The organism is Pyramidobacter sp. YE332 (assembly GCF_033060595.1).
Classification (GTDB): Bacteria; Synergistota; Synergistia; order Synergistales; family Dethiosulfovibrionaceae; genus Pyramidobacter.
Map to the genome: position 1 here is coordinate 774304 of NZ_CP133038.1, position 12115 is coordinate 786418.

At 61.6% G+C, this 12115-nt stretch carries 9 protein-coding genes; 8 read left to right on the forward strand and 1 reads right to left on the reverse strand.

Annotated elements, in window-relative coordinates; genetic code table 11:
- The first annotated feature begins 25 nt into the window (after window positions 1–25).
- From rpsR to dnaB, 4 genes are all read left to right on the forward strand, one after another.
- Window positions 26–271, forward strand: a complete 246-nt coding sequence (gene rpsR, locus RAH42_RS03625) for a 30S ribosomal protein S18 (RefSeq protein WP_078017023.1) — start codon at window positions 26–28, stop codon at window positions 269–271.
- Between the two features lie 113 nt (window positions 272–384).
- The gene (locus RAH42_RS03630) at window positions 385–1332 is read left to right on the forward strand and encodes a YybS family protein (protein WP_168170119.1); all 948 of its coding nucleotides are present in this window, start codon (window positions 385–387) and stop codon (window positions 1330–1332) included.
- A complete protein-coding gene (rplI, locus tag RAH42_RS03635; protein ID WP_317539990.1) occupies window positions 1329–1778 on the forward strand; it encodes a 50S ribosomal protein L9 in 450 nt (149 codons plus the stop codon). The genes RAH42_RS03630 and rplI overlap by 4 nt, the downstream gene beginning before the upstream one ends.
- Before the next feature lie 4 nt (window positions 1779–1782).
- Window positions 1783–3129, forward strand: coding sequence for a replicative DNA helicase (dnaB, locus tag RAH42_RS03640; protein ID WP_078017020.1), 1347 nt, complete (start codon window positions 1783–1785; stop codon window positions 3127–3129).
- A 232-nt stretch (window positions 3130–3361) separates the two neighbouring features.
- Here the strand turns inward: dnaB and RAH42_RS03645 are convergent, their stop codons facing one another.
- On the reverse strand, window positions 3362–4582 hold the full coding sequence (locus RAH42_RS03645; RefSeq protein WP_317539991.1) for a PLP-dependent aminotransferase family protein: 1221 nt from the start codon (window positions 4580–4582) through the stop codon (window positions 3362–3364).
- A 594-nt stretch (window positions 4583–5176) separates the two neighbouring features.
- Here RAH42_RS03645 and RAH42_RS03650 point away from each other — a divergent pair.
- From RAH42_RS03650 to RAH42_RS03665, 4 genes are all read left to right on the forward strand, one after another.
- Window positions 5177–8395: a hypothetical protein gene (locus RAH42_RS03650; protein ID WP_317539992.1), complete on the forward strand. Its 3219-nt coding sequence runs from the start codon at window positions 5177–5179 to the stop codon at window positions 8393–8395.
- Window positions 8396–8422: 27 nt separating this feature from the next.
- Window positions 8423–9213, forward strand: a protein-coding gene (locus RAH42_RS03655; protein ID WP_317539161.1) for an IS5 family transposase whose coding sequence is annotated in 2 segments (ribosomal slippage) — window positions 8423–8791 and window positions 8794–9213 — 789 coding nt in all. Because the reading frame shifts where the segments join, the coding sequence is not laid out codon by codon here.
- 169 nt (window positions 9214–9382) lie between these two features.
- On the forward strand, window positions 9383–11407 hold the full coding sequence (locus tag RAH42_RS03660; RefSeq protein ID WP_317539993.1) for a YadA-like family protein: 2025 nt from the start codon (window positions 9383–9385) through the stop codon (window positions 11405–11407).
- Between the two features lie 170 nt (window positions 11408–11577).
- The gene (locus RAH42_RS03665; RefSeq protein ID WP_078015453.1) at window positions 11578–12108 is read left to right on the forward strand and encodes an OmpH family outer membrane protein; all 531 of its coding nucleotides are present in this window, start codon (window positions 11578–11580) and stop codon (window positions 12106–12108) included.
- Window positions 12109–12115 lie beyond the last annotated feature (7 nt).

The following is a 12115-nucleotide window of genomic DNA, read 5'->3' on the forward strand; positions in this document are numbered from 1 at the left end:
TTTTTTGCGAAGGAGGTTTTTCCCGATGCCCTTTTCCGGTCCGATGAGAAAGAGAGGCGGCAAGCGCCGTCCGAAGGTTTGCTTTTTCTGCGTTGACAAGCTCGACGAGGTGGATTACAAGGATGTGGAGCGCCTGAAGAAGTACGTCAGCGAGCGCGGCAAGATCATTCCCCGCCGCGTCACGGGCAACTGCGCCAAGCATCAGCGTCAGCTGACGGTCGCCGTGAAGCGCGCTCGTTTCATGGCCCTTCTGCCCTATACCGCCGAGTAATCATACGCACGCACAGAGAGAGGATGCTTGTCTTCCTCTCTCTTTTTTTACACAATCCGTGAAAAACGCGGCTGCTCCGTTCAGCCTGCCATCATAGAAGGGGGAAAATGGACATGACACAGGCGCGCGGCCTGGTGGAATCGGCGCTCCTCACGGGGCTGTCGGTCATTCTGTACGTTGGGGCGGACATCCCCGTTCTGGGGCTGCTCCTGGCTTTGCTCAGCCCGGTCCCCCTGGTGATCCTGGAAATGCGCCACGACCTGCGGCTCGGTTTTGCGTCGCTGATCGTCGGCTCCGCGCTGGTGCTGCTTTGGGGCGGCCCGATCGCCGCGCTGTCCTACGCGCTCGGCTTCGCCCTGATGGGGCTGAGCATGGGGCGCATCATCGAGCTGAAGCGGTCCGCCGTCGAGATCCTGGGCTGGAGCTCGCTCGTCTCGCTGGGCTGCAAGCTGATCATGGCCGTCCTCCTCTTTTACGTCACCGGGCTCAACCCGATGAACCTCGACATGAGCGGCGCCCAGCAGATGATGGACATGATGCTGAAGCTGCCCGTCGGCGCCGAACTGTCGGCCGCCGTCAGAGCGCAGCTCGAAGCGACCATGAAGATCATGCCGCTGATCGTCCCCGCCGTTCTCATCCTCGTGGCCGTGATCGACAGCGCCGCCTGCTACTGGATCACCGGGCACGTGCTCGGGCGTCTCGACCGCGTCGAACTGCCCAAGCTGCCGCCCTTCAGCCGCTGGCGTTTCCCCTCCAGCCTGATGTGGGCTTTCCTCGTCGGGCTGCTGTGCACGTGGGCCGGCGCGAGCTATCCGGCGCAGGCGGGCTTTCTCATCCGCGTCGGGCTCAATCTCGATCTGCTCGTGCGCACGCTGTTCCTGATTCAGGGCATGTCCCTGGCGGCGTGGTACATGGACCGCCGCGGCCTGCCCCGCATCGTCCGCAACGTCGTACTCGTGACGCTTGCGGTCGTCCCGTTCCTGTCGCAGCTCGCGACTTTCGCGGGGATTATCGACATGTGCTGGAATATAAGATATCGTTTTGGAGGCGATCGTTCATGAAAGTCATTCTCAAGGAAGATGTGCGCAAGCTCGGCAAAAAGGACGCCGTCGTCGAAGTTTCCGACGGCTATGCCCGCAATTTCCTGTTCCCGCGCGCCCTCGCCGTGGAGGGCACCGCGCAGAACGTCAACATCCTCAAGGACAAGACCGCCGCGGCCGAGCGCCGCGACTCGAGGCTCACTGCCGAAGCCGAAGCCGTGAAATCGAAGATCGCCGGCAAGGTCGTCAAAATGAGCGTCGGCGCCGGCGAGGGCGGACGCCTGTTCGGCAGCGTCACCGCCGCGCAGGTCGCCGAAGCTTTGGAAGCTCAGTACGGCGTGAAGCTCGACAAGAAAAACGTCAAGATCGACGGCGCCGTCAAGGCGCTGGGGGCTTATGCGCTGACGCTGAAGCTCTATCCGGGCGTCGAGTGCGCCATGACGCTGTCCGTGGAAGGGCAGCAGTAGCGTCGTGCCTGACGAGATCTTCGACCGCCTGCCGCCGAGCAATCTCGACGCCGAACGGGCGGTCCTCGGCGCCTGCCTGCTCGACCGCGAGGCGCTGGTCGACGTCACCGAGTTCCTGTCGCCGGAGGATTTTTACGACCTGAACTACCGCGACGTCTTCAACGTGATCGCGGACATGGTCAAGACCAGCCGTCCCGTGGACATGCTCACGCTCAGCGCCGAGCTGCAGAACCGCGGCCTGCTGGAGAAACTGGGCGGGCAGGCGTTCCTCGCCGCCGTCATCGACAGCGTGCCCACGGCGGCCAACGCCGCCTACCACGCCCGCATCGTGCGCGACAAAGCCATCCACCGCCGCCTCATCAGCGCCGGCAACGCCATCGTGCGCATGGGCTACGACGAGAGCAAGGACCTCAGCGAACTGCTCGAGGACGCCGAGCGCTTCGTCTTCGAAGTTTCGCGCCAGCGCAACGAGGCCAACTTCAAAAGCCTGCGCGACGTCATGCCTTCCACCTTCAACAAGATCGAAGAAGCCTTCAACCGCGAGGACACCGGCATCACCGGCATCACCAGCGGCTTCATCGGCATCGACCGTCTCACCAGCGGCCTGCAGCGCGGCGCGTTGAACATCATCGCCGCCCGCCCCTCGATGGGAAAGACGGCCCTGGCCATGAACATCGCGCGCAACGTCGCCGTCAAAGCCCAGCTGCCCGTGCTCGTCTTCAGCCTGGAGATGGGGGCCGAGCAGCTGGCCCTGCGTCTGCTCGGCGCCGAAGCGCGCATGAACCTGCAGGAACTGGTCAACGGCTCCTTCGCGCGCGGCGACTGGAAAGATCTTCAGGACGCCGCCTCGATCCTCATCGAAGCGCCGCTGTACATCGACGACAGCTCCATCCTCTCCACGATCGAACTGAAAGCCCGGGCCCGCCGCTTCAAAGCCAAGCACGGCGAACTGGGGCTGATCGTCGTCGATTACCTGCAGCTCATGAGCGCCAGCCGCGCCATGGACAGCAAGCAGAACGAAGTGGCCGAGATCTCCCGCGGGCTCAAAGCCATCGCCCGCGAGCTGGAAGTCCCCGTCATCGCCCTGTCGCAGCTGTCGCGCGCCGTCGAGAGCCGCAACGAAAAGACGCCGCAGCTCTCCGACCTGCGCGATTCCGGCGCCATCGAACAGGACGCCGACCTCGTCGCGCTGCTGTACCGCGAGAGCTATTACGCCAAAGACCCGGAAGGCCGCAGCGACAACTCGGCTTCGCTCGACATCGCCAAGAACCGCAACGGCCCCACCGACAAGGTGAGGCTCGTCTTCCTGCGCGAGTACACGCGCTTCGAAGACATGGCCTACGGCCGCTGAAATATTTTGTACTAATTCTTGATAGAAAGTATTAACATAGTTTCCCGGGCGCTGCGGAGGAGTTCAGTCGCTCAGGACTATTTCGACCGCTACGCGGTCTGCGCAGCTCGCTTTGTGAATCTCCTCCGCAGCGCCTCTGTATTCGGCATTTTAATTGAGAAATAGTATTCATGACGAAAAACGCCTTTTCCACCGCACGGATGTGGAAAAGGCGTTTTTCGTTGTTGTTCGTTCAGCGCGACGCTGCGGGCAGCAGCTCGCGCATCGCTTCGCCGAGGGCTTTGACGCCGGCGTCCATCTGCGCGGGCGTGGCGAAAGTGAAGCACATTCTGAAACTGTGCTCGCCGCCGCCGTTGGGGAAGAACGGCCCGCCGACGACGAAAGCCACGTTGCGCGCGATCGCCCTTTCGAACAGTTCGCTGGCGTCAATGCGCGGCGTCGTAATCCAGTAGAAGAAGCCGCCGTGCGGCGTGCCCCATTCCGCTTCGCCCGGGGGCAGATGCCTGCGCAGCGCCGCTTCCATGAGGTCGCGCTTGCGGCGGTAGTGGCCGACGATCCCGGGCAGATTGGCCTCGAGCGCTCCCGAAGCGCAGTACTTGAAGACCAGCGCCTGCGCCACGATGCTGGTGCTCGTGTCCGCTCCCTGTTTGAAGACCGCCAGCGTGCGGATCAGCTCGGCCGGACCGACGCACCAGCCCACGCGCGTGCCCGGCGCGAGGATCTTGGAGAACGAGCCGGCGTACAGCACGCAGCCCTCGCCGTCGAGCGAGTAGAGCGTCGGCAGGTCTTCGCCCTCGAAGCGCACGCTGCCGTACGGGTCGTCCTCCATGATGATCAGACCGTAGCGGCGGGCGATCTCCACGAGCCTGCGGCGGCGTGCGAGCGAGAGCGTCGCGCCCGAAGGATTGTGGAAGTTGGGGATCGTGTAAACGAAACGCACCTTGCCCCCGGCGGCGAGGACCCGGTCCAGTTTTTCCGGGAGCAGATCGACCATCATGCCGTCGCCGTCGCAGGGCACGGTGATGAACTTCGCCCCCTGATTGTACATGTTCAGCGAGTTGCCGAGGAACGTCGGCTCCTCGGTGACGACGTAATCGCCGCGGTCGACGGTGGCGCGGATCAGCAGATCGCAGACCTGCGAGCTGCCCGCAGTGACGAGGATCTCGTCGCGCGAAACGGCGCGCCCGAGGCGGGGCGCCATCCAGGCGCGGAGAAAGTCCAGCAGCGGCGGATAGCCTTCGGTGGCGCCGTACTGGAGGATGTCGCGCCCTTCGTCGCGCAGGATCGACGCGCCGGCGTAAAACTCCTCCACGGGGAAAGCTTCCGGCGCGGGCATGCCGCCGGCGAAACTGATCATGCCGGGCCGGCGGATCAGCCGGAACATTTCGCGGATCGGCGAGGGACGGATGCCGAGCGCGGCCTTGCTGAACTGCTTTTTCACGTCGAACGTCACGGGAAAAACCTCCCTGGATCGCAAGAATTTTCATACTGATACCGATTATAGCGCTTTTCAGCGGAGCCGGCCATAAAGGCGCGGGAAAGAATAAATGCGAAAAATGCGATCCCCGATAAACCGACGGCCATCGGGGATCGACGTTTGCCGCAGGTCCTTCGAAAAGGCGCCTGCGCCCTGCGGACGGCGGCGGGGGCGGTCCATCATGTTTCCTCACTGAAATATCGCGCGACAAACCTCTGGGAAATTCCGCGGCGCGGGCCGGGCGGAGATCCGATGTTTTTCATGAAGTTTTCTGTCTTTAACGATGTTTTTCGGTAAATAAATTCTGAAAATGATTGTTGATTTTGACCGTTTCCATCGGCATCCGCCGGCCCCGGCGCGGCAGCCGCCGACCGCCGCGGGAACCGCGGCGGCGCTGACCGCTGCGGAGGGGAGACCGATACATACAGTAAGTAATCTTTACGCGGGGGGGGTACGATATGATTGTGAACGTTCTCAGAGTAGCTTATTGTATGCTACCACAAGCGCCGCGCCGGACGGAGCGCTGAAAAAGCGGAACGGCGCGGCGCATATTTCGGGGAGGTCATGAAGATGAAAGTGAAAGTTACGGGACGGCGGAAGCCGCCTTTCGGACGAAAAGCGGCGGCCCTGCTTCTGGCGCTGGCGCTGGGGGGAACGGGAAGCGCTTTCGGCGCCTGGGTCGACTGGGTCGAGGGAGGAAAGCTGAAGATCGGCCCGAATGGCTCTCCTTCTGTGGGCTTGCACGCTCTTGCCGCGATAGGGGCGGGCGCCGAAGCGATCGGCGTCAACGCTATCGCAATGGGGCAGTCGTCCTACGCCAAAGGGCAAAATTCCTTCGCTCTCGGGCTTGTGGCCCGCGCCGAAGGCAACAGTTCCTATGCGATAGGTACGAATACCAAAGCGACCAACGAAGGTTCCATCGCGATAGGGAGAGAAGCCGAGAGCACCGGCGAAATTTCCGTCGCGCTCGGGTTCAAAACGGTTGCCAAGGGCGGCTATGCCACCGCGATGGGGAACGAAACCAGTGCCGAGGGCGAGTCTTCCACCGCGATGGGGAGCAAGTCCAAAGCCATCGGCAACGTTTCCACCGCAATGGGGGTTGAGAGCGAAGCCAAGGGAGGTTCTTCCGTCGCGATGGGGTACAAAGCCCAAACCGCCGGCTACGCTTCCATCGCGATGGGGAACGTGACCCGCGCCACTGGCGCCGCTTCCACCGCGATGGGGAGCAATACCCTTGCCGAGGGCAACTATTCCACCGCGATGGGTTCAAGTTCGCAGGCGAAGGCTATAAACTCCCTGGCGGCGTCGGGAGGCATCGTCGAAACCGCGGCGGTGAATTCCTTCGCCGTAGGCGTGGGGGCGCGCGCCGTGCGGGCCGATTCCGTCGCCCTCGGCAGCGGGGCGATGGCGGATACCGCCGCCGGGAAAGCGGCGTTTCTGGGGGCCGGGCAGAGCGGTGCGGCGTGGATCTCCACGCGCAACGCCGTCGCCGTGGGCAACCTGGCCGGTAACATTACCCGCCAGATCACCGGCGTGGCGGCCGGGACCGACAACGATGACGCCGTCAACGTGGCGCAGCTGAAGCGCGCCGCCACCTGGACCATCAAGGACAGCCAGACCCCGACGCCCGGCTCCAAAGTCATCGACGTCAGCACCCCGCTGGTGGTCAAGGGAGACGCTTACATCAAACCGGTGGTGAACGCCGCCGGGCTGAACTTCACCCTCGACCAGACCAAGCTGAACAGCCAGATCAACGCCCAGGTGAACACCAACCCCACCGTCACCGGACACACCACTGACATCAACGCCCTCAAAGGCGGCTTCACCGTCAGCAACGCCGCCGGCACCAAACAGACCATCACCCTCGGTGGCGCGACCAAGAAGAACATCCAGTTCGTAGGCGAAGCCAACAAAATCCTCGTCGAAGTGGCGAGCGCCGCCGACGGCGCCACCGTCACCGTGAAGACCGACCCGAACCTCGGAACTCACCTCAACATCGCCAACAACGGTGCCATCACCAGTCTGAACACCACGGTAAACGGGCACACCACCGACATCACCGCCCTGAAAGCCGGTTTCAACGTCAAATCCGGTAGCAGCGTAGGCCCGATCGTGGCCGGCGACACCCTGGAGTTCGCGGGCATCAACTACGTCCAGACCTCCTACGACGCCGCCGCCAAGAAACTGACCGTCGGCCTCGACACAACGGCGCTGAACAGCCAGATCAACAATCAGGTGAACAGCAACACCACGGTCACCCAACACGGCACCGACATCACCGCGCTCAAGAACGGCTTCACCGTCAGCAACGCCGCAGGAACGAAACAAGACATCACCCTCGGCGGCGCGACCAAGAAGAACATCAAGTTCGAAGGCGAAACCGACAAGATCGACGTGACCGTAGCGGCCGACGGGGCTGACGGCGCAAAAGTGACCGTGACAGCCAACGCCAACCTCGGAACAAACCTCGACATCAGCAACAACGCGACCGTGACGAACCTGAGCAACACCGTGAGCGGAAACACCGCCAACATCGCCACCAACACCAGCAACATCACCAAACTGCAAGGCGGCTTCGACCTCAAAGCCGGCAGCACGACCAACAACGTCGCCTTAGGCGGAGCGACAGCCCCGACCGTGGAATTCGCGGGCGCCGACGACACCGTCACCGTCGACCTGACCGGGACGAAAGTCACCTACGGCATCGACAAGAGCAAGCTGATCACCAACATCAACAACGGCTCCACCCCGATCACCAACGTACAGGCAAAGTTCAAGATCGCCGACGCCGGGACCGGAACGAAAACCATCACCGCGGACAAGACCGGAACGGAAACCATCAAGTTCGAAGGCGACGGCGCCTACATCACCTCCGCGATGACCGCGAACGGCGTGAAGTACAGCCTCAACACCACGGCGCTGAACACCGCCATCACCAACAACACCACCGTGCAGAACCTCGCCGGCGGCTTCACCGTCAGCAACGAAGCCGGAACGAAGCAGGACATCACTTTGGGCGGCGCGTCCAAAAAGAACATCCAGTTCAAGGGCGAAGCCAACAAAATCCTCGTCGAAGTAGCCAACGCCTCCGACGGCGCCACCGTCACCGTGAAGACCGACCCCAACCTCGGAACCAACCTCAACATCGCCAACAATTCGGCCATCAACGCGTTGAAAGACGGCTTCGACCTGAAAGCCGGCAGCACCACGTCGAACGTCGCCCTCGGCGGCGCCAAACCGACGATCGAGTTCGCGACGACCGACGACACCATGACCGTCGGCCTGACCGGCACCAAAGTCACCTACGGCATCGACACGGCCAAACTCGCCCAGAACATCACCGGCAGCGTGATCACCAACATCAACAACGCGACCACGACCCCGATCACCAACATCAGCGCCAAATTCGGCGTGACTGCGGAAACGGGAACGAAGAAGACCGTAACGCTGGCCAAGGACACCGAACCGACCGTCAAATTCGAAGGCGACGGCACCTACATCAAGTCCGCCATGACCACCGACGGCGTGAAGTACAGCCTCGACACCGCGGCCCTGACCGGCGCCATCGGCGGAACGGCGAACTGGACGATCAAGGACGCGGAAGCCGTACCGGGCAGCAAGTTGATCAACAGCGCCACTCCGCTGGTGGTCACAGGCGCCGGCGGCGTCACCACGAAAGTCGACGCGGGCGGCCTCACCATCGGCCTGGACGGTTCGACACTGAGCAATACCATCAACAACAGCTCCACCGTGATTAGGGCTTGTTTAAAAAACGTCAAAGTTGCCTAAATCGATCCAATCGCTTAAACTTTTCTCATGGAAGAGAGAAGATATGAACTGACCTCCAGCGAGTGGAATCGAATCAAGAGAATGCTGCCGCCCGAACACCCGAAATCAGGTCAACGTGGACGCCCGGCAAAATACGATAACCGCAGGATCATCAATGGGATTCTGTGGCTTGCCAGAAGTGGAGCGCCATGGAGAGATCTTCCGGAGCGTTACGGCAAATGGCAGGCAGTTTACGCACGTTTCAGGCTGTGGAAACAGCGGGGAATATTCGAGGCGATCTTTGCCGCCCTAAGCGCTGATGCCGACATGGAAAATCTCTCTATCGACTCCACGTCCTGCAAAGTACATCAAAGTGCCAACGGGAGAGGGAAAACCCCGGAAGGGGGAAAAAAGGGGCTCAAGCGATTGGCATGTCCAGAGGCGGCAAGAATACGAAAATTCATGCGATAGTAGATGGTTTAGGCAATCCGCTGGCGCTCCTGCTCAGTCCCGGCAATGACCACGATTCCCGCCATGCCGTGTCCTTGCTCGGGCAAGCGGAAATCAGAGGGAGCAACGTCATCGGCGATAAGGCTTACGGTTCGCAAGCCATCAGAGAGTACATTACTTCTCGGGAGGGAAGTTACACTATCCCGCCGAAGAGCGATAATCCCGAACCGTGGTTTATAGATGAGCATGTTTACAAGGAACGACACTTGGTTGAATGTTTCTTTCAGAAAATCAAATGGTTCCGTAGAATTTTCACCCGCTATGACAAACTTGACGCTTCGTTTTTCGCTTTTGTTCTTGTCGCTGCCAGTGTTATTTTATTGAAATAATACAAGCTGAAATGTTTTTTAAACAAGCCCTAATAACGTCGAAGCGAAATTCAAGATCGCCGACACCGGGACCGGAACGAAAACCATTACCGCCGACAAAACGGGAACGGAAATCATCACGTTCGCCGGCGACGGCAACATCATCGAATCCGAAGTTGGCACGGCTGGCGTGAAGTACAAAGTCAACACCGCCAACCTGAACACCGCCATCAACAACCAGATCGCCAGCAATACCACCGTGCAGAACCTCGCCGGCGGCTTCACCGTCAGCAACGAAGCCGGAACGAAACAGGACATTACCCTCGGTGGTGCGTCCAAAAAGAACATCAAGTTCGCAGGCGAAACCGGCAAGATCGACGTGACCGTAGCGGCCGACGGAAGCGACGGCGCGAAAGTGACTGTGTCGGCCAACCCCAACCTCGGTCAAAACATCGACATCAGCAACAACTCCGCCATCACCACCATCACCGGCACCCTGTCCGGCGGATTGAACTTCGCCGGCAACGACGGCGCCGTCAACCGCACCCTCGGCCAGACCCTGAACCTCAAAGGCGGCCTGGCAAGCGTGACGAGTGGCGCATCCGGCAAGAACCTCGGCGTGAAAAAGAACGCCGCCGGCGACGGCTTCGACCTCGTCATGAGCGAGACCCCCGAGTTCGCCAGCGTCACAGTCAAAAGTGGCGCGAACGAAATCAAACTCAACGGCGCGACAGGCACCATCGCCGGTTTGAGCAACACCACCCTCGACGCCGGCTGGGGCGAAAACGCCCGCGCCGGACAGGCCGCCACCGAAGGCCAGCTGAAAGCCGCCGCCCTCGCCGCGGGACAGAACGCCACCTACACCATCGGCGCCGACCCCCACGGAAGCGCCCCCGGCATCCTCCTCGACAGCGCGCACAAACGCCTCGACATCATCCCCACAGGCGACGTCATCACCACCGCCGTCAGCGGACGCACCCTCAGAGTCGGCCTCGACCCCGCCAAACTCCAGACCCTGATCAACACCACCACCGCGCCCATCACCAACATCTCCGCAAAGTTCAGCGTCAGCGACGGAGCGAGCACCCCCCACAGCCACACCGTCACCCTTGCCCAGAACCAGACCCCCAACATCCAGTTCGTCGGCGCCTCCAACCAGATCGTCACCAACGTCACCACCACCCCCGCCGGCGGCGTCGTCACCATCGGCCTGCACCAGGACATCCTCGACGCCATCGCCAATGGCAGCGGCGGCAGCGGCGCCTGGAACCTCCAGACCAACGGAGACACCGCCACCCCCATCGGCAACGGCGACACCGTCCAGTTCAAAAACGGCAGGAACGTCACCGTCACCCGCCCCCATAACGGCAAAGACGTCACCGTGAGCGTCGTCGACGCGCCCGTTTTTGCCGGCAAAGTGAGCGCCCAAGGCTTCGACGCAACCCACCACAAAATCGAGAACGTCAAAGCCGGAGACGTGAGCGCGGCCAGTACCGACGCCATCAACGGAGCGCAGCTGTGGAAGGCTTCGAGCAGCCTCGCCACCCACCTCGGCGGCGGCTCCTCCGTCAACCCCGACGGCACCGTCTCCGCCCCCACCTACAAGTTCAAGTACGTGGACGGCGGCAGCTACAACACCGTCGGCGACGCCTTGAGCGCCGTAGACAAACAGTTCGGCAAAGTCTACAACAACTTCGGCAACGTCTACAACCAGATGGGCGAACTGCGGCGCGACCTCAAGAACGTCGGCGCGCTCGGCTCCGCCCTGAGTGCCTTGAAACCGATGCAGTACGACCCGCTCGAACCCAGCCAGCTCATGGCCGGCTTCGGAACGTACAAAGGCGAATACGCCCTGGCCCTCGGCTGGGCGCACTACGTGAAAGAAGACTTCATGGTCCACGCCGGAGTGTCCGTCACCCACCACGGCGAGTCGATGGCCAACGCCGGCCTGACGTGGAAGATCGGCAGGAAAGCAGACAAGGAACAGATCCCCGAACGTTACCGCAAAGGCCCGATGAGCAGCGTCTACGTGATGCAGAAGGAGAACGCCCAGCTGCAGGCGCAGGTGGCGTCAATGGAGAAGACCAACTCCCATCAGGCCGAGGAGATCGCGGAGATGAAAGCTATGCTTACCCGCGAGATCCATGAACGGGCGGAAATGAAAGCACGCATGGCCGAGCTGGAACGTCTGCTGCGGGCGTCGAAACGGAGATAGCGTTTCGGCTCGACGTTCCGGTCCCCGTATCGGCAATGCAAAGAGAAAGGACCGGCAATGCAGAGAAAAAGGGCGGAGTCTTATTCGCTCCGCCCTTCTTCTTTGTTCGTTTTTTATCTGTTTCTATTTATTTTCTATCAATTTGCCATTTATTCGAGGAGGTTTTATCAGTGAAACGTTTGATGCAGGCGGCAGTTTTATTTCTGACATTCGCTATGTCCGCGGCGGCGTCCGCCACGGAGATCGCCGTGGTGGACACGGAAAAGCTCCTGGTCCAGTCCGAACCCGGCAAGCTGGGACGGGCCCATCTGGAGGCAGTGCAGAAAGTGCTCCAGAAAGGGTATAACGACCTGCGGGCGCTGTACCGCGGCCAGGAGAACACGGCCGAGGCGCAGAACGCGGTCGCGCAGGGACAGGCGGCGCTGGAACGGCAGATGGAAGTGGAACGCGCGGCGGTGACGTCGGTGCTGCAGTCGGAACTGATGGCGTCCGTGGAAACGTGGCGGAAGAAGAATCCGAAGTTCCACGCGGTGATGGCGCGTCAGCTGCTGCTCGACGCGGCGCCCAGGCTGGACGTCACCGACGCCGTGCTGAAGGAGATGAACAGGCGCAGGCCGAAGTTCGCCGCCCTTCCCACGGTGACGGTGAAGAAGCCGGAAGTCCCCGCCAAGGCGGAACAGGCGTCTGCGGAAGCGAAGTAACGGCCGA